This window comes from Psychromonas sp., from assembly GCF_047632955.1.
In the GTDB taxonomy this organism is placed as follows: Bacteria; Pseudomonadota; Gammaproteobacteria; order Enterobacterales; family Psychromonadaceae; genus Psychromonas.
In genome coordinates this window covers 42,072-66,358 of sequence record NZ_JBLIED010000003.1, presented here as the reverse complement: position 1 = coordinate 66,358, position 24,287 = coordinate 42,072, and the positions used below count along the sequence as shown (strand labels likewise).

The 24,287-nt window shown below is 39.8% G+C and carries 20 protein-coding genes and 2 pseudogenes; 7 read left to right on the top strand and 15 right to left on the bottom strand.

Annotated elements, in window-relative coordinates; genetic code table 11:
* Nucleotides 1-233 precede the first annotated feature (233 nt).
* Together btsR and ACJAZP_RS03530 are read right to left on the bottom strand one after the other, a co-directional pair.
* Nucleotides 234-962 carry a two-component system response regulator BtsR gene (btsR, locus tag ACJAZP_RS03535; RefSeq protein WP_415229351.1) on the bottom strand — a complete coding sequence of 243 codons (729 nt, stop codon included), beginning with the start codon at nucleotides 960-962 and terminating at the stop codon, nucleotides 234-236.
* On the bottom strand, nucleotides 962-2,665 hold the full coding sequence (locus tag ACJAZP_RS03530) for a LytS/YhcK type 5TM receptor domain-containing protein (protein ID WP_415229350.1): 1,704 nt from the start codon (nucleotides 2,663-2,665) through the stop codon (nucleotides 962-964). Before ACJAZP_RS03530 ends, btsR begins: the two co-directional genes overlap by 1 nt.
* Before the next feature lie 329 nt (nucleotides 2,666-2,994).
* Here ACJAZP_RS03530 and ACJAZP_RS03525 point away from each other — a divergent pair, with 329 nt between their 5' ends.
* Nucleotides 2,995-4,296, top strand: a complete 1,302-nt coding sequence (locus ACJAZP_RS03525; RefSeq protein WP_415229349.1) for a DEAD/DEAH box helicase — start codon at nucleotides 2,995-2,997, stop codon at nucleotides 4,294-4,296.
* A 457-nt stretch (nucleotides 4,297-4,753) separates the two neighbouring features.
* Nucleotides 4,754-5,038, top strand: a pseudogene (locus ACJAZP_RS03520) (Hsp20/alpha crystallin family protein).
* Nucleotides 5,039-5,159: 121 nt separating this feature from the next.
* Here ACJAZP_RS03520 and ACJAZP_RS03515 read toward each other — a convergent pair.
* The 3 genes from ACJAZP_RS03515 to ACJAZP_RS03505 all read right to left on the bottom strand — a co-directional run bounded on the left by ACJAZP_RS03515 (nucleotide 5,160) and on the right by ACJAZP_RS03505 (nucleotide 9,051).
* Complete coding sequence (locus ACJAZP_RS03515; RefSeq protein WP_415229348.1) at nucleotides 5,160-6,053, bottom strand: DMT family transporter; 894 nt, start codon at nucleotides 6,051-6,053, stop codon at nucleotides 5,160-5,162.
* A gap of 64 nt (nucleotides 6,054-6,117) precedes the next feature.
* Nucleotides 6,118-6,846: a sulfite exporter TauE/SafE family protein gene (locus tag ACJAZP_RS03510; RefSeq protein WP_415229347.1), complete on the bottom strand. Its 729-nt coding sequence runs from the start codon at nucleotides 6,844-6,846 to the stop codon at nucleotides 6,118-6,120.
* 63 nt (nucleotides 6,847-6,909) lie between these two features.
* On the bottom strand, nucleotides 6,910-9,051 hold the full coding sequence (locus ACJAZP_RS03505; protein WP_415229346.1) for an MFS transporter: 2,142 nt from the start codon (nucleotides 9,049-9,051) through the stop codon (nucleotides 6,910-6,912).
* Nucleotides 9,052-9,618: 567 nt separating this feature from the next.
* Between ACJAZP_RS03505 and ACJAZP_RS03500 the strand changes: the two are divergent.
* Both ACJAZP_RS03500 and ACJAZP_RS03495 read left to right on the top strand, forming a co-directional pair.
* A pseudogene (locus ACJAZP_RS03500) lies at nucleotides 9,619-9,807 on the top strand (DUF2057 family protein); the annotation flags it as partial.
* Nucleotides 9,780-10,109, top strand: coding sequence for a DUF2057 family protein (locus ACJAZP_RS03495; protein WP_415229345.1), 330 nt, complete (start codon nucleotides 9,780-9,782; stop codon nucleotides 10,107-10,109). The pseudogene ACJAZP_RS03500 and the gene ACJAZP_RS03495, both read left to right, overlap by 28 nt.
* Before the next feature lie 42 nt (nucleotides 10,110-10,151).
* On the opposite strand, the gene ACJAZP_RS03490 is transcribed toward ACJAZP_RS03495, so the two are convergent.
* Both ACJAZP_RS03490 and ACJAZP_RS03485 read right to left on the bottom strand, forming a co-directional pair.
* The gene (locus ACJAZP_RS03490; RefSeq protein WP_415229496.1) at nucleotides 10,152-10,937 is read right to left on the bottom strand and encodes a M48 family metallopeptidase; all 786 of its coding nucleotides are present in this window, start codon (nucleotides 10,935-10,937) and stop codon (nucleotides 10,152-10,154) included.
* A 316-nt stretch (nucleotides 10,938-11,253) separates the two neighbouring features.
* Entirely contained in the window at nucleotides 11,254-12,525 is a 1,272-nt protein-coding gene (locus tag ACJAZP_RS03485) for an NAD(P)/FAD-dependent oxidoreductase (RefSeq protein ID WP_415229344.1), read from the bottom strand.
* A gap of 418 nt (nucleotides 12,526-12,943) precedes the next feature.
* Here ACJAZP_RS03485 and ACJAZP_RS03480 point away from each other — a divergent pair, with 418 nt between their 5' ends.
* A complete protein-coding gene (locus tag ACJAZP_RS03480; protein ID WP_415229343.1) occupies nucleotides 12,944-14,995 on the top strand; it encodes a tetratricopeptide repeat protein in 2,052 nt (683 codons plus the stop codon).
* Between the two features lie 173 nt (nucleotides 14,996-15,168).
* Here the strand turns inward: ACJAZP_RS03480 and ACJAZP_RS03475 are convergent, their stop codons facing one another.
* The gene (locus ACJAZP_RS03475) at nucleotides 15,169-16,008 is read right to left on the bottom strand and encodes a DUF6279 family lipoprotein (RefSeq protein WP_415229342.1); all 840 of its coding nucleotides are present in this window, start codon (nucleotides 16,006-16,008) and stop codon (nucleotides 15,169-15,171) included.
* Nucleotides 16,009-16,149: 141 nt separating this feature from the next.
* Between ACJAZP_RS03475 and ACJAZP_RS03470 the strand changes: the two genes are divergently transcribed.
* Nucleotides 16,150-16,653 (top strand): DUF1499 domain-containing protein, encoded by a 504-nt coding sequence (locus tag ACJAZP_RS03470; RefSeq protein WP_415229341.1) that lies wholly within the window; start codon nucleotides 16,150-16,152, stop codon nucleotides 16,651-16,653.
* Between the two features lie 52 nt (nucleotides 16,654-16,705).
* Here ACJAZP_RS03470 and ACJAZP_RS03465 read toward each other — a convergent pair whose 3' ends face one another.
* From ACJAZP_RS03465 to ACJAZP_RS03450, 4 genes are all read right to left on the bottom strand, one after another.
* Nucleotides 16,706-16,978 (bottom strand): hypothetical protein, encoded by a 273-nt coding sequence (locus ACJAZP_RS03465; RefSeq protein ID WP_415229340.1) that lies wholly within the window; start codon nucleotides 16,976-16,978, stop codon nucleotides 16,706-16,708.
* Nucleotides 16,979-16,980: 2 nt separating this feature from the next.
* Nucleotides 16,981-18,183 carry a Bcr/CflA family multidrug efflux MFS transporter gene (locus ACJAZP_RS03460; protein WP_415229339.1) on the bottom strand — a complete coding sequence of 401 codons (1,203 nt, stop codon included), beginning with the start codon at nucleotides 18,181-18,183 and terminating at the stop codon, nucleotides 16,981-16,983.
* Nucleotides 18,184-18,451: 268 nt separating this feature from the next.
* Nucleotides 18,452-19,672, bottom strand: a complete 1,221-nt coding sequence (locus ACJAZP_RS03455; RefSeq protein ID WP_415229495.1) for a dicarboxylate/amino acid:cation symporter — start codon at nucleotides 19,670-19,672, stop codon at nucleotides 18,452-18,454.
* A gap of 323 nt (nucleotides 19,673-19,995) precedes the next feature.
* Nucleotides 19,996-20,436 (bottom strand): TerB family tellurite resistance protein, encoded by a 441-nt coding sequence (locus ACJAZP_RS03450; RefSeq protein WP_415229338.1) that lies wholly within the window; start codon nucleotides 20,434-20,436, stop codon nucleotides 19,996-19,998.
* Nucleotides 20,437-20,623: 187 nt separating this feature from the next.
* On the opposite strand from ACJAZP_RS03450, the gene ACJAZP_RS03445 reads away from it, so the two are divergent.
* Complete coding sequence (locus ACJAZP_RS03445) at nucleotides 20,624-21,100, top strand: LEA type 2 family protein (protein WP_415229337.1); 477 nt, start codon at nucleotides 20,624-20,626, stop codon at nucleotides 21,098-21,100.
* A 22-nt stretch (nucleotides 21,101-21,122) separates the two neighbouring features.
* Here the strand turns inward: ACJAZP_RS03445 and ACJAZP_RS03440 are convergent, their stop codons facing one another.
* The 3 genes from ACJAZP_RS03440 to epd form a co-directional block, all read right to left on the bottom strand.
* Nucleotides 21,123-21,515, bottom strand: coding sequence for a septal ring lytic transglycosylase RlpA family protein (locus ACJAZP_RS03440; protein ID WP_415229336.1), 393 nt, complete (start codon nucleotides 21,513-21,515; stop codon nucleotides 21,123-21,125).
* A gap of 102 nt (nucleotides 21,516-21,617) precedes the next feature.
* Nucleotides 21,618-23,054 (bottom strand): DUF2867 domain-containing protein, encoded by a 1,437-nt coding sequence (locus ACJAZP_RS03435; RefSeq protein WP_415229335.1) that lies wholly within the window; start codon nucleotides 23,052-23,054, stop codon nucleotides 21,618-21,620.
* A 116-nt stretch (nucleotides 23,055-23,170) separates the two neighbouring features.
* Complete coding sequence (epd, locus tag ACJAZP_RS03430) at nucleotides 23,171-24,286, bottom strand: erythrose-4-phosphate dehydrogenase (protein ID WP_415229334.1); 1,116 nt, start codon at nucleotides 24,284-24,286, stop codon at nucleotides 23,171-23,173.
* Between the last annotated feature and the right edge of the window lies 1 nt (nucleotide 24,287).

The window sequence follows — 24,287 nt, the reverse complement described above, 5'->3', positions numbered from 1 at the left end:
CAACTATTTCGAGTAAAGATGATTAAAAGAAAGTATTTATTCCGGTAATAATCTTAACAATAACTAAACATCGTTCTGTGTACGGCACTATTCAAATCCAACTGTTAGCCACCACAGTACAGAGATTAAAAATAGATTCATTAGCTAATAAGCTCAGTGGTCATATATCAATTTAAGTGGTCGATAAGAAAATTTAGCGGATCTGGCTGGCGTGGGAATTTGATACGAAAAAATTAACCAAGCGCAAAACGGTCCTTTAACGCTTTTAAATAACGGCGGCTAACGGGTGCCACTGAGCCATTAGTGGTTATAATTTCGGCGAGAGAATTATCTAATAATTTTATCTCACGAATAGCCGTCGGATTGATTAAATACTGGCGATGGCAGCGGATCAAGACGGTCTTTTCCTCTAACACTTTTAAACTCAGCGAACAGATGATTTGATTGTCCCGCGCTTCGCTATCTCGACTTATAACATGTACTCCGCATTGATCCGAATAAGCCATCTCAATGTCCTGCGGTTTAATTAATATAATGCGGTTATAGCCCGCACAGGGCACTAATTCTAAGTGCGATTTTGTGAGCGCAGTAAAATCCTGAGAGGCGGCCGATACCTGCAGACGTTTTAGCGTTTTTAGTAAACGCTTTGCAGCGACCGGTTTTAACAGATAATCAATGGCGTTGTCTTCAAACGCCTGCAGTGCATATTCATCATAGGCGGTAACAAAAACAACCTGCGGCATGGTTTCGGGGTCGAGCATGCTAAGCATCTCTAACCCGGTTATCTGCGGCATCTGAATATCTAAAAAAATGACATCGGGTTTTAGAGCATGAATTTTTTTAAGCCCCTCTATCGCATTCGGGCAGCTGCCGATAACCTCCACTTCACCGGTTTCATTTAACAATTCAATCAGCTCTTCGCGTGCATACAGCTCATCATCTATTACAATCGCTTTAAACATTAAGTAGCCCTATTAACAGTATCATTGACTAACGGAAAAATTATCTCGGCAGAGGTAGATTCCCCCTTGATGCAGCTCATTTGCAAACCAAAACGTTCACCAAAGGTATTTTGCAGGCGTTTACTGACAATCTGCAAGCCTAACCCGGATTCCGTCTCGCCACTCAAATATGTGCCAGCATTATCGATAACCTGCAATTTTACATGAGGTTTTTTATCAAGTTCAATCAAAGTGCCGGTGATCCTTATTTTACCATTTGCCAGAAGCGTCGACGTTCCGTGTTTAATCGCATTTTCAACCAGAGGTTGCAGCGTAAAGGTCGGCACGTAAACATTTAATATCGACTGATCAACTAAATAATCAATTTCTAATCTATCGGAAAAACGCGCAAGTTCCACTTCAAGATAGGAGGTAATATGTGCCAACTCTTCTTTAATGGTCACCCTTTCTATATTATTTTTTAGATTACGGCGGAAAAATTGTGATAAATGTTGAATGAGATCGCGTGCTTGATTGGGATCTTTTCTAATTACGGCACTGATTGTATTTAACGCATTAAATAAAAAATGCGGATTAACCTGGGCCTGCAGTAAACGTAATTCTGCCTGAGTTAATAGCGTTTGCTGCTCAATATAACGCCCGGTTAATATCTGATTTGATAACAACTTACCTAAGCCTTCACCCAGGCTGCGGTTAAGTGAAGTAAATAATTTCTGCTTTGCCTCATAAAGTTTAATAGTGCCTAAGACCTGCTCTTCGCCACCGACTAATGGAATAACCAAGACCGCGCCTAATTTACATTTGTCGTGTAATGAACATTGATATTTTATTTCATATCCATCTGCATAGATTAGCTCTTTATTATTGATTGCCCGCCGCGTGTAGTCAGATGAGATCAACGTACCGGGTAAATGATGGTCAGCGCCAATACCAATAAAGGCGAGTATTTTATCGCGGTCGGTAATAGAAACAGCCCCTACTCCGGTTTCTTCATAAATTATCTGGGCAATTTTTTTGGTGCTTTGCTGGTTAAAACCTTCGCTTAAAATGCCCACGGAACGATGCGCTATTTTTAAGGCTTTACTAGAAAAAGCCGCTGAATACTTTTCATAAATTGCCTTTCTGTCTTGAATAATTCCGATAAACAGTGCCGCACCGAAGGCATTTGCAATAATCATCGGCAAAGCAATGGCCTGCACTAAATGCAGTGCCTGATCAAAGGGTTTTGCCACCAACAGAATAATACTCATTTGCATTATTTCTGCGACCACCAACACAGTAAAGGCACAGCCCGGTCTAAATATCTTATCAACCAAACCGCGGCGAAAGTAATAAGCATGGACTAAGCCGCCTAACAGACCTTCGGCCGTGGTTGATATAGCACAAGCCAGATCGGTAAATCCGCCCATGCTGTAACGATGAATCCCCCCCGTTAAGCCAACGGCAAACCCCACCACCGGACCGCCTAGCAAGCCCCCTAATACAGCACCAATGGCACGCGTATTAGCGATTGCATTTTCAATACTCAGACCAAAATAGGTTCCTAGAATACAAAACAGACTAAACACCACATAGCAGGCAATACGCTGTGAAAAATGCCCAGAAACCGTAATCAAAGGCATAAACAGCAGGGTTTTACTTAATAAATAGGCTATCACCAGATACACACTTAATTGCTGTAACAGTGAAAATACAAGTTCCATATAAAGCTCGTTAAATAAGAAGTGACGGAAAAAAATTTTATAATTAAAATAACAAATTTATAAATCTGAAGAGCAGAATAACAGTAAAGCGGGGTAATTACCTCATTCTAAGCATAAACCTGCAGTCACAAAATAGTATTCGGACAAAAACATAAGCGCCATGCAAAGCATAAAATAGCAGTCAATAGCGACTTTAAATTTGATATAAAAGAGCAAAACTTAAGATATTTAGCACAAACAAAATATTTCATATTATTAGCTCCATTTTTTTTGTAACTGTTATACTCGCGGCCAATTAAACTTTCAAAAAATATAAAAATGGTGATCAAATGAGTGTTGATGCAATAGGCTTATCTGCTGAGTTATTAAAAGCTGTTAAAGCTTGCGGATATAAAAACTTAACCCCGATTCAGCAGCAGGCAATTCCGCTTATCCGTAGCGGGTCAGATCTGCTTGCAAGCGCACAGACCGGCACCGGAAAAACAGCGGCTTTTACCCTGCCTATTCTGGATATATTAGCTAAAAACGCCAATGAAAAACCGACAACAAATACAACTATTAAAGCCTTAATACTGACCCCTACGCGGGAGTTAGCAGCCCAGGTTGCAGAAAATGTAAAAGAATACAGTCAGTTTTTACCACTAACTTCAGGTGTTGTTGCCGGTGGCCGTAGTATGGATACCCAAACCAAAATGCTTAAAGTCGGTGTTGATGTATTAGTCGCAACTCCCGGACGCCTGCTGGAACATTTAACCTTACGTAATGTCGATCTTTCTCATGTTAAATACCTTACGCTTGATGAAGCGGACCGTATGTTAGACATGGGATTTTTAACTGACATCCAAAAACTGATGGAAGGGATCAAACAAAAACATCAGACGTTAATGTTTTCAGCTACTTTTTCAAATAAAGTTAAAACCTTAGCAAAACAGATATTAAGCACTCCGAAAACATTAGAAATCTCACCGCAGAACTCCACTGCAGGCAAGGTTAAACAGCAGGTTTACTGGGTATCTGAAACCCGTAAGCACGAGCTTTTATCGGAGCTAATTGGTGTTAAAAACTGGAAACAGGTGTTGGTCTTTGCTGGTACCAAAGAGAGTGCCAATCTGTTAGCAAAAGAGTTACAGCTTGACGGTATCAAAACCGCAGTTTGCCATGGAGATAAAACCCAAGGTGCACGTAATCAGGCGATCGAGAAATTTACTGCCGGCAGCGTCCGTGTTTTAGTGGCGACAGACGTAGCAGCGCGTGGCCTTGATATTCCTGATTTACCCTACGTGGTCAATTTTCATCTTCCCTTTTTAGCTGAAGATTATATTCACCGCATCGGCCGTACAGGTCGTGCAGGTAAAAGTGGCACAGCGGTATCTTTAGTCAGCCCTAAAGATGAGCAGTTTTTAGATAATATAGAAGCCCTCATTGGCCGTAAGTTTGAACGTATTATCTACCCCGGTTATGAAATTGACAGCTCCCTGCCCGCCCATTATGAGCAATCCAGTGACAAGCCGCTGAAAAAAAGCCGTTACAAAGCAACGCAGGAGCGCAACCAAATGCTTTCGGCGCAAAAAGCAAAAAACACCCCTGCTGCTATTCGCAGAGAAAAGAATAAAAATAAAAAGAAAAGATAAATTAAGGTGACCTAAGTTAAGGTCAGAGAAGTAAAACAGAGGAACAAAAACCTCTGTTTTATCTTTTCACAAATTCCCCCATACCATTAGTATCAATAATCTTCTTCTGCATCTCCTCTAACTGTCATTAAAACTTAAATTAATTTCAGAGCAGCAACAGTATTTTGATCCGTTGAAAAGTAAACATATTACTTATGACCAATTAAACAAATATCATTTTTTATTAGAGCTATGGCATTGTTCTTTCAGCATTCGTTCTCTACTTTAGTCGAGAAAATAATTTTCTCAGTTAAAGTAGAGAAATGACATTGAGGAGGGAATTATGAACATAGTACCAAGAAGTCAATGGTTAAGCCCTGAGCATGTTTTCGATGATTTTTTTGCATTATACAAACTCAAAGGCAGTGCGGGTTATTTTGAACCTCGTGTAGATATTATTTAAAAAGATGATAAATAGGTGTTCGTTGCTGAGTTGCCCGGTGTCGATAAAAAGGACATCAACGTCCAGCTTCAGGATGGTTTATTGACCATTGAAGCTAAGATGCATGAAGAAAAAGAATCTGAAGTAGATAATGTTATCAAAAAATAAATCAAAAGCGGTTTCTTTAGCCGCAGCATTAATGTCGAAAAAAACATTAAAGAAGGTGAAATAAAAGCCGAACTGGTCAACGGTTTATTAAAACTGACAGCGCCAAAAGTAAAACCCGCTGGTTCCAAGGTTCACAAAATAAAAATCTCATAAAACCGATTTCTACTGACAAAAAAGGGGTTAAGGCTTAATAGCCTTAACCCCTTTTTTTTAATTCTTATCATCGGCAACCTAACGGCCGATAATGTTTACATTTGCAGATGTTCTGATTACTTTATACATTTTGAATTTCAGTACTCGTTGGTATTGGCGGCGATTTATGTTTCTGACTAATTATAATACCCGCAAATACGATAGAGATGCTCAGCCATTGAGCACTGTTTAATCGCTCGCCTAATAGTATTGCAGATAATAGCAGTGAAAATATTGGTATCAAATTAGAAAAAGAAGCCGCGGTTAATACTGACACTTTGGTCAATGCATAATTGTATAAACCATAGGCGCCAAAGGTCACCACTGTGCCAAGATAAAGAATATTAAGCAGTGCGTTACTGTTATGTATAACCGGCAGTTCATTAAAAAGCAAAAAAGGTGCAAAAAATAGCGAGCCGCTTACTCCCTGCAGTGCGATCAAAGTGAAAGGGGAATAACGTCCGGAAAGGTACTTAATACTGACCGAATAATAAGCCGCACAGATCATGGCTAAAAACTCCACAAAATTACCCAGGACCGGATTACTGGCATGTACTGAACTGGGGGAATAAATAGTTAACAAAATGCTACCCGAAATACACAAAGTAAAACCAGTCAGAATCGCTTTAGATAATCGTTCTTTTAAAATATAAAAGGCAAGTAAGGCAATTAAAAGCGGTAAACAGGAAACCAATACTCCCGCTTGAGATGCAGATGTATTTTGCAACGCAAAACCCTCAAATAAAAAATATAAACAGGGCTCGGCCAGTGACATGGTGAGCAAAAACTTCCAATCACCCTTTCGATAACTGAAACGTTTTACCCAGCGCCAAAAAAATAGGCTGGTAATTAGCGTTATCAACATTCTAAAAAAAATAACAAAAGTCGGGTCATAAAATTCGATCGCATATTTTAATGCAACAAATGAACTTCCCCACAAAAACGTGGCAATAATTAAACATAAACTGGCGGGCATATATTACTTCTTAACGGCAGAGAGAGTGGATAAATCAACAGAAAATACGACTAACAACAAAAACTCAAGTGCCCCAAATGGACATAATCCCGGAGAATAACGCTCCGGAGCCTGAAACCGTGCATAGAACAAGTGACATTCGGCGTACAATTTGTTGTGATATACGGTCAATAAAATGCTGTGCAACACGATAGCCTAAATAACCGGCCGGTAATAAAGGCAGTGAAATATAAAGGTGATGCAAGGTCATAAACCCGATTGGAATTTGTACTATTAATGACATGATACCGCCCGCCACAAAAAAAACGGCCATATTAGCCCGGATTAAATTAGCCTGCTGGTGTTGTAATAATAACGCCATGGGCGGCCCACCGATGCCGGAGCTAGCGCCAAAAAAACCCGACAAAAATCCTGCCATCAGCAACCTGCGCGGTGTCGGCTCTAATTTAACCGGCAGTAAACTAATTACAACAGCCATTAATACAATGATTCCTAATAATAATGAAAGCTGAGCAATGTTGATATAAAAGAGTAACAGCGCACCCGCAACCGTCCCTGGAATACGGCCCAGAATTGCGTACTTAAGCCCTGCTAATGAAATGTTAGCACGGTACTTCAGGCTGTTAATAACCCCCAAAAAAAGCCCTACTATGATAATAGGACCGGGGATAAATTCAGGAGACAGATGAATTAATAGCGGTGCTGCGACCACCGCCAAACCGAAGCCGGTCGCGCTTTGAATGAAAGAGCCACAAAAAATCAATAACATTGCAATTAACAAATTAATATCCATTTTTACCCGCTAATATTTTATCAACCGATTCTGCTTTTTAGAGCATAAGCACCGCTCTTATTTTTAGTCTTCGTCTACGCTTTGCAGCTCCACGGCTTTTTGAAGCGCTTCATTAATCTGGCTTTCTACCGGTTTATCTGTGATTGAATGGGTCAGATAAGTTTCAGAGTGCGGCTCTGCATCCTGTATAATTTCAACAACATCCGATGCAACTTCGGGCACGATATCGATAAAGGTATTAGCAACCTGAACGGCATGTTCCGGTATGCTGTTAGCCACTTCTATCATATATAAATTAATCGCATTTTGAATGTTTTTAATAGATTCCATTTTCTTAAACGGATTTTCTTCACTCAACAATAAATTATGCAGATAAGCTTCTGCCACGTCAAAAGAGGCGTCCGGTAAAGCTTCGGATATCGCGATTGCTATTTCAGCGGACTGTTCAGGTGCTACATCCTGCATTCGGTTGTAAAGCTCCGTTGCCGTTTGCTGCGGATCGACCGCAATTCTATCAACAGGTCTCATCTCATCCAACGAGCTGGACAGTATGTTAATATATTCTTCGGTCATTTCCAGGATCGCCAGAGGATGTTTCTCGACCATATTTTGTGCTGCATACTGCATAATATTAATGCCATTATCTGGCATGGTAACAGCAATGGCCACGATGATTTTACACATATCATCGGTATTCTGGGTAATTATCCAATCTACAAGTTGTTCCGCTTTATCCGGTGCAGCATTGGTTAACAGTTGCGCCGTGCGGATACTTCTATGTGGGGCAACGTGAACGATGGCAGAATATAATTTACCAATATCAACGGTTTTGATTTGGCTTAATCCGGCGGCTAAACGACTGGCATTTTTAATATCCCGTCGTGCCAGGCCTTTAACCATGTTGAGCGCAATAGCGGGGTTTTCATAGGCCAGTTTAAGCGCAATTTTCACCCCTGAATTTGTTGATAATACGGGTTCTGCATAGACGGTCCGCGGATCCAATACCGAAACCGCGCCACTGGGAGTCTGCATCACAAAGCATTCCTGGTCGTCAATTGCCAGCGCTTCCGATTGATTCATACGAATACTGATGAAAATCAGCAACAAAAGTGCTGCAATAACCATAAAGCCGAATAATGCATTATTACCTAATGCCTGCATGGCGATGGCAGCACTGTACGGACCTAAAATACTGCCCAGTGCATAGATTGCCAGTAATGATCCCATTGCTGCGAGGATCTGCTCTTTGATGACTTTATCAAAGGCTTCGGAAATACTCATGGGATAAAGACAAGCAGCCAGGCCGGTTGTTATTGCCAGCGCAATTAAGGTCGCTTTAAACCATTCTAAATAGATTAAAAACGGAATTAAAATACTGAATAAAATGAAGGTTACCACCATCCCAAACATCACTTTTCTTCGGTCAAAATTATCTGATAAATAAGCGATTGGAAATTGTAATATGATCCCCCCGGCAATGGCTGCACCCATAAAAATAGATAAATCAAATCCCTGAATACCGTTGTTACTGGCAAATATGGGTAACATATTTAATAGGCCGGAGTATAAAACACCACAAAAAAAACAACAGACAACACCTAAGGGGGAAAGTTTGATAATAGTAAAAAAGGACATGCCCTGACTATCTTCAATAAAAGGCCCTTTGTGTCTGCCTATAACAATTGGAGTAACTGAGAAGCTGAACAAAATACCCGCAATAATAAATAAAGTGGTACTGCCAACGGGTGCTAAGTTTAATAAAAATTGCCCGGCAAATAATGCGCTCATTATTATAATCTGGTTAACTGCCAGTATTCTACCGCGGTTTTTTTCCGTGGCGCTATGGCCTAACCAACTATCGAGTGTTGCATTTGTACAGGCAATACAAAAACCGGTAATGATACGCATTGCGCCAAGCATTAAGGGTTCACTGTTGAGCCCGGACAATAAAATGGCGACCGCGGTTAAACTGCCGCAAATTGCAAAAGTTTGGATATGACCGACGCGTTGTAATAATCGACGGCAGTAGATTGCACCAAATAAAAAACCGACCGAATACATCGATAGAACAATACCTATGTTACCGACATCAACACCATCGAACTGCATTCTAACGGGTAATAGAATATTACTCAGTCCATTCCCAAGCATTATTAAAAAACCGCTTAGTAACAACAATGGGAAAGGTTTTAAAGTATTTAACACGGAAATATCTCTTACAGTAGTTAGCTTAGCGGGGATTAGCAGTTGCCGTTTCCATTAAACTAGGAATAAAAAGGAAAGCTAAATGTTTTTACATGCAACATCAACGTAACATTATCATGAGGTTGAATATAGGGCAAAGTTAAACGACCAAAGAGGCAGTAATAAAACCAGTGTCGACTAATCATTAAGCAAAAGCCGGACTGTCGTTTTATAGAATGAATTATCACTAGCCATCTGCCTTAATGGCAGTAAAAGATATCTTTCACTCCAATAGTGCCAATGATAAACAACCCGAACAACAACCAGAAAAAAAAATTTCCGATAAACCATTATATTTTACGTGCTAGATTTAGCGCTTAAATTGTAAATTCACCTTCATTTTGATTTAAAGGGCATTTATTAAGATGGTATTTAAAGAAGAGAATTTAAATGAGATTGTAGTCCTATTAATTACATTATGTATGCGGGCCTACAGTTACGCGGCCACATTAGCAGGTGGAAAAGCGTATAATTTTTAGCTGTGGATGGTCAAAAATACAGTAACAAAATTTTCAAAAAACCAAATTCACACTGACCAATGGCATGCATCAGGTAGTGATCAGGTATTTAAATAATTTTCCTGAAGATGGAATGCTAACCAGTAAACCTTATATTTTTAATATACAAACGGATAAAAATACGATCATAGCAGTCGAGACATTCAACCATTATCAGCAAGCTAAACAGCAGTGGAGAAAGGCATTGTTTGGCATGTAACAAACCACAACTGCAGTACTAGGGTAAGGAGTGCCGATAGCCTTTTAGATAAAGGTTTTTTCCCCTACCAAGATATCGAAAAGTTGATTACTGAATACCATAAAAAGAACGCCATAATGTTAGCCATAAACGCAAAAACAGCAATGCCAAAACTGCATGGATCTTCTGCTCATTCACATAGCGCGCAAACAGAGCGGCAAATAAAGGTTTATAATTCAGCAGGGAAAGCGGATCAAAAAACGTTCAGAATTTGGTTGATTGAAGAAGAAATGAGATACCACGGTAGACATTTGCATAAATGAAGGCGTGGTTTTCTTATCTGAAAACCACACTGCTATTAACAGTTATAACTTACAATTCTGACGTTTTACATTAATTGCAGGTAAAGCGGCTATCTCGGCCTTTAAGTTTTGAATACGTGTCGAATTTGACGGGTGTGTGGATAATAATTCAGGCGGCTGATTTCCACCGGAAGCTTTAGACATATTTTCCCACAAGTTAATACTTTGCTGCGGGTCAAATCCAGCTTCAGCCATTAGTTTTAACCCTATAGTGTCAGACTCAGATTCCTGCGCACGCCCGTAGGGCATTAACACCCCATACTGCACGCCTAAACCAAGCCCTGCCATAGCCATACTTTGATATTCCGATCCTCCCAGAGCAACGTTCGATAATTGTAATCCGGTATTGGCTAACTGGGATCTCGACAGCCTTTCGTTACTATGGTTCGCCATTACGTGACCAATTTCATGGCCGATCACGGTTGCTAATTGATCTTGATTAACCGCGACCTTGAGTAAACCGCTATAAACCCCGATTTTCCCTCCCGGCAGTGCAAATGCATTGATCTGTTCACTATCAAAAACAACCACTTCCCACTCTGTAAAATCAGTTTTAGACGCTATACGGGCGGTAATTGCGTTGCTCACACACTGTACATAGGCATTGGTTTTTTTATCTGTATTGATCTTTTCCTGCGCTTTTATTTCTTCGAATGACTGCGCCCCAAGTTGTGACATTTGCGTACCGGAAAAGAGTAATATCTGCTGCCGGCCTGTAGGAGAATTTGCACACCCGTATAATGTCAATGACGCGGCAACCACGGTCGACAATAAAAATGGCTTTATCATTTTCATACTAAAAATTCCTTTAGTTATCATTATCTCGCTGAACACTATAAAAACGGTACTGCGATATTGTTCGGCAAAAAGCGTCATTAACAGCTTTTTTCCCGTTTATCAGCACCCAATAAAAGTTTGAATGTAGATGTGTTTTATAAATGAATTGTAACCTACAGCGGTGCAAAATACGGAGATAAATCTTACAATAAAAAGCAATAAATAGGATTTTATCTTTGTCCATCGAATTAATTTTCAACCCTATCGGGCAGAGATGCCAAAGCAAACATTAAATAGGGTTTGCTTTGCAGCCTCTGCCCTTGCTCACCTATTTCAGTTTGGTAATACCCATTAATTTAAGCATGTATTTTTCATAAACAGGCTCGGTTGTGCCATTCTTCATCTTCATCATAAAGTATTTTTCAAAGGCAACTTTTGCAAAATGTACCCATTTCCCTTTTTTAAACCAAGTCACATTTCTCGGCGGTATTTGTGGAATAGCCACAAAAGCGGCCCCCGTGTCCCCCATATCAGCAAGACAAATTGCGCTCCAACTGGCTTTATAGGAAGGCGCTTTACCGGCAATTACATCGCTAATATTCCGAGTTATCGCGGTCATCATTGACTCAATCATATAGCCTGTTTTTGGCACGCCAAGTGGCACCGGTGTATCTTCTAAGGGTTTAATCGCAATGCAGACTCCCGCCGCGTAAATGTTTTCATAACGAGGACTGCGCTGGTATTCATCAACAAACACAAAACCTTTTGGATTACACAGACCTTCTACATTGGCGACGGCAGAGACGCCACGAAAAGGCGGGATCATCATGGCATGATTAAAGCTCAGCTCATGATTTTTTATGACCTCTTTGCGGTCGTTATATTCTTCAACATACATTTTACCCGCTTCAACTCTGCTCACTTTAGCATTACAAATCCAATGAATATGATGGCCACGCAGGTCACTTTCTAATAATCCTTTTGAATCGCCCACGCCGCCAAGCCCTAAGTGCCCGATGTAAGGCTCGCAGGTGACAAATGTCATTGGAACACGATCTCGTACTTTTGCATCACGCAGCGCTTTCTCCAAAATAAAAGCATACTCATAGGCAGGGCCAAAACAGCTTGCTCCCTGAAAGGCTCCCACTACCACAGCACCCGGATTTTCAATTAACGCTTTAACATTTTCAAAGGAAGCTTCTGCGTGATCTAAACTGCACACGGATTGCGTAAAACCGTCGGGACCGGCCCCCTCTATTTGATCAAATGCCAGCTCAGGTCCGGTTGCAATCACTAAATAATCGTAATCAAGTATCTGACTATCATCAATTTTCAACTGGTTTTTATGTGCAATAATCTCGGTCACTCGCCCGGCAATAAACTCAATTCCCTTTTTATTAACACACTCTTTTATCGGCAGACTAATTTGTTCACGTTTACGCCAGCCGACCCCGAGCCAGGGATTTGAGGGTACAAATTGAAAATCTTCACGTTCATTAATTAATGTAATCTGATGTTCACTTTTACTCAGTGCATCACGCAGTTCATAAACACCTGACATTCCCCCTGTTCCTGCACCTATTACCACTATATGAGACATAGTATTCCCCTTGTTAGTCTCCTGTTTAGATGCAGCAAAACAATCAGCGCATCTTTTATGGCACAGCACAAATCAGCACTCTTCACTTAGTTCATGCTTAGAACATAGAACATAGATGTTAAGTACAGTTAAAAATTAGGCTGCTATTAAAAAGTATAATTGCAATCAGAAAATAATCCATCGCCAAGGAGTCAGAGAATGAATTTCGAATATAAAGAACAATTTTTGTTATTGTTAAGACTTATCAAGGCTAAACTTAAAGCTGCGCTAAAATCCAAATTGCCACTAATTAATATCAACACGGCTTTAGTCACAGCGCCTAATTACGTTTTTTTTGTTGATTTAATTCTATTCAATGCCTTGAGCTGTTATGGTTCTGAAATATAGCTTTTTATAGCGTCTGCAACTGAGGAATGTCATGCATTTTCTGTCCTTATCCATCTTCTTAATCTGTTTTAACTCATCCGTTTATGCCGATATCCAAAATACATCAGCTGCACCACAAATAATTACCGCAGAGCAAGTTGAACTGCCGCAAAACAAGCAACCAGCAATCCAGAATCAGATCAGTGCAATTGAAAAAATCGCACTGCCCATGTCGGAAAAAAGTACTGAGCTAAACACTGAACTGAACATTGAACTAAGCGCTGAAAAAAGTACTGACAGTGCAATAAATTTACAGCAGCAATTAGACAAACTTAAAGTAGATATCGAAACAATTAATGCGCAAAACAGCGCCATTAATCAGGGAGATAGCTTACAATTCAGACAATCAATCCGGATTTTAGACAAAGATATTGTTATTGATAATAGTTTGTTGGCAATATTAATCGCCCTATTAAGCTTATTGGTTGCTTTTGTTGCCTATATCTCCGCACTTAACGCAAAAAATAAAGCCATCAAGAATGCTAAAAAAAGTGCGGAAACACATTCGCTTATGTGGTTGGAGGAGCAAGAGCCTGAAATTATTAATCGTCTGATAGAAAAAACCGAATCTTTGCACATTAACAGTATGCAAAAAACCTTAGGCTTATTGGATGAACGTGTATTTACCGCCCAAAAAACTGCTGCAGATCTGGGCCGTTTGTCGGACTTATACCAATCATTAACAGACCAATATGAAAATGATATTAGATTTCGGCTTACTCAGTTTGATCAAACATCAGATCCTGACGATATTAAAAAATTTGAGATCACTTTAAATAATCGCTTAATGCATAAAGAAAAAATTGATTATTCAGCAGCCGACAGCTTTGACCAGGCTATCGTATTATTTCACCAAAAAGACTACCTGGTATCCATCTCATTTTTAGACAAGGTTATCAACAATCCAAATAGCAGTGATTTATTACTGACAAATGCATTGTTTAACAAAGCTCATACCTTGCAAACATGTCAGCGTACAGAGGAGGCCATCACAGTTTATGATGAAATTATTATACGTATCACGGCAGATGATCCTCTTGAATTACAACAACAGGTTAGCAAATCATTTTTTCAGAAAGGGTTTTTACTAAAGCAACTCAATCAAGTTGAACAGGAAATTGCTGTTTATGATCAAATCATCGCCAGATTTTCAGATTCAACGGGGCTGTTTTTCGAAGTTGAGATTAACCGTGCACTCATTCATAAAGCCCTTGCACTCTGCACAAAAGATTCAACAACTGAAGTATTAGCTATTTTTGATGACCTGGTATCAAGATTGGGAGAAAGACCCGAAATAGAAATGCAGCAGATTGTGGCTCAAGCGCTGGTCAATAAAAGTGATTATCTGGATAAAGTCGGACAGCAAAAACAATCAATTACCGGTTACGAGTCAGTTTATACACGTTTTGCAGACAGTGCGGATCCACAACTTCAGAATCTGGTGACTCAATCACTGGGTAAGATGCTTACAATATTTGATCTGCAGGAGAAACCACTCGCGGTGATTGAACTGTGCGATAAGATACAAATTCGTTTTGCCCGTAGCAACGAATTGATCTTTAAACAACTCCTCGCACGAGCCTTACAAGATAAGGCAATGATTCTTTTGAAATTTAATAAAGCAAAAGATGCAATTAAACTTTTTGATAAAATTATTGGCCGTTTTGATAAAAGTAGTTCATCTTTCTTAAAGGAAAAAGTGAAAGATGCATTAACCTATGCTGCGCAGGTGTCGCTGCTCTGTGAAGAGATTGAAAGCACGAAGGACAGAATACAACAAGCCGAGAAAGCAAATCTCAAAAGTTCATTGAATTTTACGGTACTAACCTTTGTACGTTTTTTGATTGATGAGGCAACGGTCGAAACATTTATCGACAATGCCGAACAATTATCAGCAGACACAAAATTTGATCGCTCTTTTACCACTCTTAAAAATTTTATAAAACGTTTGCCACAGGTAAAACAGATACAGGCCAATGCGGTGGTTGATTTTTTTGAAACACACCATGATATTAATAAATTAAAACAACTGATAATTCACTAAATCCTTAATGATATATATCTTTTGGTATCAGCAGTTGCTGATACTACTCATTAAGTGGTCTATTTAGGCGCAGGAAAATGCATGAAAACAAGACATGAAAACAAGGCATGAGTTATAACTCCCATAAATGTACAGAAAATATTATATACAAATTAATGTCAGGTTTTTTGTAGTTAATCGGCAACAAGTTTGTCGATTAATCTGATCAGGTCTTTAATTTCAGTGCGCAGGTGAAGCAACTGTTTTTCTGTTAATGTCGAGCTTATTTCAAAAAGTAACTGCATCGCAAGTTGCCGATTTTCATTTGATTTTTGCTTGTACTCCGGAGTCATAAATTTACTTGAATCATTTAGCAATTTGTTCAATTCAACCCTTAATGTCCGCGGGTTTTCAGACTCAAACGTGGACCTTAATGCCTGCTGATAGCGCCTGACATAAGCCACATATTCAACCTGAGTTAACTCTGATTTTGACACAAAATGCTGCACAAAAGATTTTTGCCGAACAGTCGTTGAGCCTAAACGATCCTCTATAAAATCAACGATTCGTTGATATTTTTTGTTATTATATTCCTGCAGACTCTGCGCCTTAAACTGCTGCAAGCGATGTTGATTTTTTTGTTCTAAATAATCGAATAAATAATTAACCTGCTGTGCATTTAACAGTGGTGCCATTTGCGATAAATAATAACTGCCCTTCCTGCGTAATCTTTGCCAGTGCATCTCAATGCTATGCAGATGTGCTTGCAATTTTTCAGTCGATATTGGCAGTTGCTTAAGATCATCTGAGAATTTAACAAGTTGATTTCGATATTCAGCTAATTCATGGTGACGATGCCAGTAATGAACGGCATTTAACTGCGAGGCTAAAAAAATGTTTTGTTGTGCGTTTAATTCAACATAATCATCTAAATACCATTTGGAAATCCAATCCATATTATTGTAAACAAATTTATTTGTACAACCGTACAATAAGCAGCAAAAGCTCAGCAGGAAAAACAGTTTATAATTCACAATAAAGGTTTCCAAAGTTAAAATTGAACGCGGCTGAATAAAAGGTGCATTGGAAAATTAAAAGAGTATGGTTTTTAATATAAAACTGTAGATCTGAGCTGCACATTAGTCAAAGCTATAATGTTTTATTAGGCTACGCTAATGTATAAAACAATTTTTAACCTTGTCTATAAGGACAATACCAACATGAAAATAACGACGCTTACCATGCTGACGGTTTCTCTTATTTTAACTCTCAGTGCCTGCAGTGAAATAAATTCGCCACAGAGCGACCACTCTGCGGCGATTATTGAAGATTGCCCCAGTTCGCCAAATTGTGTTTCAAGCAATGCAAACGATAAAAATCACTTCATTTATCCCTTTCAACTGGCAACCACAGCAGATCGGGCATGGCCTGTTGTGCAGAAGGTCATTAGTGAGATCCCGCGCTGCAAGATTGTTCAATTAACAGATAGTTTCTTACAGGTTGAGTGCCGAAGTGCAGTGTTTCGATTTGTTGATGATCTCAAATTAAAACTGCAGGCAAGTGACGGTATTATCGAAGTTTATTCCGCAGCGCGTGTTGGACATTCCGATTTTGGCGTTAACCGTGATCGTATTGAGACATTACGGGCAGCATTGATCAAACGCGGTGTAGTAAAATAACTGGCTGTTTACGAATCTTTTTTAAATTGAGAATGAACAGTTCTTAGCGGAATCAGGAAAGCAGACCGTTGCGCACCAAGCCTCTGCGCACATTTTTGCATAATTTGGCAAAACTAGAGATATCTTGAAAAGTGGGTGTTTCTCCGCATGCAAGTTCCGATTCCCAGTGCATGATTTCCGTTTCAACTAATTCAATTAATTTTTTGGGGCAGCCAACACAACTGTCCCCGCAAATATTAATATTTGAATCCTCAAAAGGAAAGTCAGCTCTTACCAGTGTAATGATATTGAGCATTGCTGTTTTACAATCTGGTTTTTTAGTCATTTTTATTGTGCCTCCTTGGCAAAGCAAGTATAAAATGTCATTGATAATAATCCGCACAATGCCATCATCAACACCATCGGCCAGGCACTGCCACTGGGTAACACAGAGACCGCAGCGGCCACCAGTGCACCTGAACCAAACCTAATGGATCCGGCCAAAGAGGATACCGTACCCGCCATTTCGGGATATTCATTTAATAACAACGCCATACTATTACTGCCTACGGTTGAAATAGTACTCACAAATAACATCACCGGCACAACAACTCCCCATAAACCTAGATCCAGCATCTGTGCTAACACTAATAATAAGCTTGCGAGCAGTTGCACAGTCAAGCCTGCACGAAGCAGGAAATGCGAACCCAATTTTTTTACGTATTTGCCATTTAAGGTCGTCATTAACATCATCAAAAGTATATTTAAAGAAAATAAATAACCAACATTTGCTACGTCTACATCGTATAATTCGACATAAATAAAAGAGCCTGCCGTTAAAAATGCAAACATACCCGCAAAAGAAAAAGCCCCGGTAAAAATCAACCCGAATGCCATCGGTCTGGTAAATAAAGTATAAAAATGCCGAAAGGTAGTGCGCAGACGAAAAGGCTGTTTATTTTCATCTTTTAAGGTTTCAGGAATAGTTAAGCTGGCAGCGATAATCACCGCAAATGCAGTAAAGGCCAATAACCAAAAAATAGAGCGCCAACCGAACCAAACGGCCAGATGCCCTCCCACTAAAGGCGCTAATAAAGGGGCAATTGTCATGACCAGAATAATAAATGACATGGTACGAGCGAAATCTTCTTTGGCAAACATATCTCTGACGATAGCTTGTATAACAACGACTGCAGCGGCGCCGGCAAAACCTTGTGCCGCCCGTCCCCAGATTAATCCGTCAATACTGCCGCTCATTGCAATTATGATAGCGGCAAGCGCAAAAAAGAATATTCCCAGCAGCAAAACCGGTTTACGACCAAAACTATCGGATAAAGGACCGTGCACCAGCTGACCAATGGCAAAGCCGCCAGTATAGGCTGTTAAGGTAATTTGGATGGCACCGGCATTGACCCCAAACTCATTGGCAATACTTGGCATGGCCGGTAAATACATATCAATGGCAAGCGGAGTAAGTGCGGAGATAGCCCCCAGAATAATAATTAGCAAAAAACTTAATTTGGTACTATTGGCACTAGAAGATGAATCCATCTTGGTCTCTGGAATAAAAGGGAGGAAAAAATAAGATTAACATGAACCCGCTCTCCTTTATCAATTTTTTTCCACTTGACACATTGAATTATTATTATTGAGGATATTCGCTATCAGAAGGGGATCAAGACAGATAAAATGAGCTCGTTAGTGTGGCTCGAAGAAATTTTACAAAACGACTAACATTAACAGCGGATCGATAAACTAAAAAATGTCCGGTTACTGTATAAAGTAACCGGACACAAGGTCAGCTAATTCATTGTTTGCTTTACGCTACTTTTTCACTCTGTGCTAATTTGATCGCCATCACTTCGGCGTCAGGCTGATTTTCCGGGTTAAATTTATCAACGATAACCGCACAGGCAGCATCACCGGTTATATTTAACGCGGTTCTAAGCATGTCAAAGATCCTATCCAGCGCAAACAACAGCGGTAGACCTTCGATTGGAATACCGGCTGATAATAATACCGCAACAACCAGAAAGGAAGGACCGGGAACGCCCGCCTGGCCGATTGCCCCAATAGTTGCGGTAAAAATAATAGCCGCATAAGCCGTCACACTAAGGTCAATATTAAATATCTGCGCAAAAAACACCGCAACTAAACCATAGTAGATGGCGTTACCACTCATGTTAATAGTGGCACCTAAGGGTAATACGAATGAAGCGGTAGAGTTAGAAATATGCAGCTCTTTTTCGACTGTGTCCATGGTCACCGGTAAGGTTGCCATGGAAGAGGCCGTAGAAAGCGCAACTGCTTGAGGACGTTTCATCGCAGAGATAAATTTCCACACGGGTGTGTTAGTTAATATTTTGATTAATAACGGATAAAAACCAAAACAGAATAACAGAATAGCGGCAACATAAACAACAAATAACTTCATCACCACAGTTAACACATCGAAACCAAAGGTACCAACGGACTCCGCCATCAGACCAAAGACACCAATAGGCGCTATGCGCATAACAACGTTGATCATCCAAACAAAGGCATCCACCAAACCGTTAAGAATATTTAAAAGTGGCAATCTGCGATCTTCTCTTACCTTAGACATTGCAATGCCTAAGAAAAGACAGAAAACCAATATTTGCAAAATATTGGAATTAGTAAGTGATTTAAATATATTGGTCGGGATCATTCCTAATACGGTTTGGAAAAATCCGGGCACATTACCTTTGTCCGCATATTCATTAGAGAAAATACTGTGCAGGCCCGATAAATCAAGCCCTACTCCGGGTTTAAAAACCTCTCCCATGACAAGCGCCAAAGCAACAGCAACGGCCGATGTGAGCATGAAAAACACAAAAGTACTGATCCCAATTTTTCCTGCGGCCGGGCTATTCCCTAGATTTGCAGCTCCCGTAATAATAGCAACGGCAACCAAAGGCACCACTAACATTTTTATGAGGTTAATAAATATTGCGCCTAAAGGAGAAAATACCGAAGCCGATTCCCCCATATAAACCCCTACCAGGGTTCCTAAGATCATAGCTAAGACGACCTGCGCTCCGATGTTATTGATGATGCCTGATTTTTTAATTGTCACTTTTTTCCCTTCATTAATTTCAATTTTGATGATACTAAGCGGTTTTTAACGGGAATTAACCCGGCGGAATTGTCAGTAAAAAATACATATAAAAGTCATGGTTTTTAGTCATTTATTTTTATATCTGTGCTGTGATGATTTGGTTTATTTACTCGACGGCGCTTATTCTCTCATTTGTTACCTCGGCAAGTAACAAAAACAATTAAAAATTAATATCTTGCAGTGAAATTGTGCAGATTAATAGCGGGCTCGCCTACGAGGAGGCTTTATGAAGAGGAAACGGCCAGTTTGGTTTGAATAAACATACTGTGTTCAACGTATATTAATGTAGCAACCTTACGAATAATTGCCTCTTCAAGGGGATCAAGATGGCCATCGGCATAAGCCACTTCCCACATTGCTCTTATTAAATTAATCCGCGATTGCCTGTCTAACTCTCTTAATTTAGAAGTAAAATCGAACAGTGAATTTGAAGATTTTATTGTTTCTGTAGCGATCAAAACTAACTCTTTTGCTTTGGATTTATCAATGGACAACAGCTTGCATAATGTACTTTCTATCGCAGCAATCTCTTCCGGCTGCATTGTTTTATCAGTATGAGAGACCTCACAAAGTAGACAAACAATGGCAAGAGTATCATCATAGGCAGCGGTTTCGGGCTCTGCTTCCATCATCGAATTTAAAAAATCATGAATTTTGCTAAACATTTTTTGTACTCACTTTATTTATAAAGACACGCATTATGTCTTTTAGAACAACCTATGGTTAACAGATTGTCTGATATAACAGAAAAATACAATCTATATTGTTTTGCTGTTATTATTTATTATTTATTATTTATTATTTATTATTTATTATTTATTATTTATTATCAAATTTAATGGAGCGACTGATATGTCTGCGTATAAATTTATTATAATGTTTTTTGTTGTTGGATTAAGTGGATGTACTCAGCTGCAACAATTACAAGATTTAGAAGTGAGTTTAGTTAATATAGCGCCCGCAACGGTAACGGGTCTATCGCCTCGTTTTAATGTACGTTTATTAGTCTTAAATCCAAATGCTCAAGATTTAGAAATTGAAGGCGTAAATTTAAGCCTAAATATTAATGATAAAAAAATCTTATCCGGTGTGTCCAGTCAAATCCCTAAATTAAAGGGTTACAGTGAGACAACTGTCGAGATACAAACGGCTGTTAATATATTTGATTTATTTAAATTATTAACCTCTCTAAGCCAACATTCTGGTGATGATATTAAATATCAACTTAAAACAAGAATCGATCCTAAGGGGTTTATTGCCTTTAATCTTAACAAAGAGGGATTTTTAAATGAAAATCTTTTACAAGGATTAAGCGGCCGGTCTGAATAACCCCCATCACCAACCGGACAAACTAACGTACAACTTCGACTCGCACTTTAATAACACCTGAGTCAGGATTACCAATAGCGCGGAATGCCGAGCGTGACAGGTCAATAATACGCCCTTTAGCAAAAGGGCCCCGGTCATTGATGATGACAACAACCGATTTGTTATTTTTTAAATTGGTGACTTTCACTTTTGTACCAAAAGATAACTTTTTATGCGCTGCTGTTTTAGCATTTTGATTAAAAACAGCTCCGCTGGCCGTTAGTCTTCCTTGAAACTTATTTGCATAAAATGAGGCTTTCCCAACCTCTTTATAGCCTGTACGTTGCTCGCTACCCTGAGAGGGTAGCGCCGTACAAGCGACTACATTGACGGCAAAAAAAGCTATCATTAATCGTTTAATACTCACTTTCATCATTTAACTCGCTTTAATATAAACCGTTACAATACGGTAGGTGATAGCTATAACAACTAAAAAATTCAGCTCTCCGGGGTAAATATCGGCTTGCTATCAATAGAATTACATTTTAGCCTTACATTTTTTTACGATGGCTTTTGTCATGCCCTTGAAGATAAATAAGTGTGCGGGCATCAGTGCAAACCAATATAACAAACCTGAAAAACCGGCAGGATGCCACCAGGCTCGAATATCTAATTCCCGATAAGCCCCTTTATCCACGATCCTAAATTCAAGCCGTCCTAATCCTGGTGCTTTCATTCCCATTAATAAAGACAAAAATTGATTCTCTTTAAGGCCGATTACTTTCCAGGAGTCGATTCTATCACCTAAGGCTATTTTATCAGGCTGGCTACGATAACGCGTTAAAGAATTCCCACCAGCAAGGTGATCTATCCATTCTCTTATTCGCCATAAATAATTTGCATAAAAATAACCTTCCTGCGTACCAATTAATTGAATCTGCCGCCAAAGGCATTCTGCACTGACATCCGTTTTCAAAGAGTGACCCGTTTGCTTGGGATAATATGCGTAACCGGGTCGCCAATAAGAGAGCGCATCGGGATCAAATCCCCATACGTCACTGTTAATAATATTCTGTTCATTTTCTAAGGTTTGGGCCACGGCCTGTTCATAGGAAAGTAATGTTTGTGGAATAAGAGACTGAATCTCTTTGCCGTCGGCCGTTAAGTCGTAGCACATTCCCTCGACCAATGCTCTGACAATATTTGTGGGTACCGAGGTAATGACTTTAAACCCGAGGGCGGCAATCTTAGGTGTTAAAATAGACAGCGGGATAATACGTACTTTTTTACCCGTTAAATTGGCAATTATCTGCATCTGCTTTTGATAGCTAATTAACGCAGGCCCTGCCACATCAAGAATTTTATGCTCAGTGGCAGTCACTTTTAATAACTCCAACAGGTAATAAAGCAGATTTTGGAAGGCAATAGGTGAGTTGTGAGAATTTATGCACTTAGGGGCTATCATAATAGGCAGGTGATAAACTAAATCGCGCATCACCTCAAAAACTGCGGAGCCCGGGCCAACAATAATTCCGGCCCTTAATTCAGTGACGATAACATTGCTTTTTCTTAAAATGTCACCGGTTTTTTTGCGTGCGATAAAATGTTTGGAGTCACTGGAAGCCGGTTGCAGAGAGCCTAAATAGATAAGCTGTTTGACCTGACTCATTTTTAACTGGTCACTAAAGTTTCGAGCGTTATCAAGTTCAATATCAACAAAATTCGAGCCGTTATTCATGCTGTGCACAAGATAAAAAACCACATCAATATCCCGCAGAATAAGCGATAAATCAGTATTAACGGTTAAATTTAATGCCACTACTTTAATATTATCGAGTTTGCTCCAACTACCCTGTGAAAATAGGCCAGGATCGCGCACTGTCGCCGTGACATTATAACCTTTTTGCGCCAGCGCCGGGACCAGTTGACTGCCAACATAACCCGAAGCCCCCACCACCAAAATATTTTTTGTCATTAATAAGTCCCCCTTCTTATATTTATCATGAACAGCACATTGATGATGCGGCATATATTGTAAAGAGCAAGGCGACAAACCTGGCTCTTAGTTGGTACACAACATTTTTCGTTTAACTAGATGACTTTTCTTCTCTCCGGAAGTTCATCATTGACGGTATTACTAATGACGGTATCTTCAAGTAATTCGGGGTATGTTATAGATTGTTGACTCTTTTGCTGTGCCAAATTAGCCAGATAAAAAGTGGTATCTAATAAACGATTGGCAAATCCCCATTCGTTATCACACCAGACTAATAGTTTGACTAAATTCCCGTCACTGACGCGGGTTTGCGTGCCGTCAATAATACAAGAGCGGGGATCGTGATTAAAATCAATTGAAACAAGCGGCGCCTCGGTGTAACCCAAAATATCCGTTAAGTTAGTTTCAGAGGCCTTCAGCAGACAGGCATTAATCTCTTCAATAGTGACATCTTTACTGACCGTAATGCTGAGATCCATGGCGGTCACGTTAATGGTTGGCACGCGCACTGCAATTGCTTCAAATTTATTGGCAAATTTAGGCAGGATACGCTCTATTCCGGCCGCCAATTTGGTATCAACGGGAATAATCGACTGGCTTGCAGCGCGGGTGCGGCGCAAGTCGGAATGGTATGCATCGATCACCGGCTGATCATTCATGGAAGAATGGATGGTCGTAATAGTGCCGCATTTAATGGCAAATGTTTTATCCAAAGTATCGATTACCGGCACCATACAGTTAGTCGTACAGGATGCGCCCGAAATAAAGGTTTCGTCACCGCTCAGTTGTTGATGGTTTATTCCGTAAACAACCGTGGAATCAACATCGGAACCTGCCGGATGAGAAAAAATTACTTTTTTAGCGCCGGCTGCGATATGCGCATCGGCATCGGCTCTGGAGCCGTAAATACCGGTACAATCTAACACGACATCGATATCGTGTTCATGCCAGGGTAAATCAACAAGTTCAGAGACACGCAGCAAATGAATATCATCATTTTTAATTCTTAAACAATTATTGTTTAATTCAACGGGAAAAGGAAAACGCCCATGAGTGGAGTCATACTGCGTTAAATGGGCAATTGCCGACGGTTCAGCAAGTTCATTAATAGCCACAACTTTGATCTCATCTTGACGGTTATTTTCATATAATGCGCGTACTACACTGCGCCCTATCCGTCCGTAACCATTAATAGCAATTCTAATTGACATA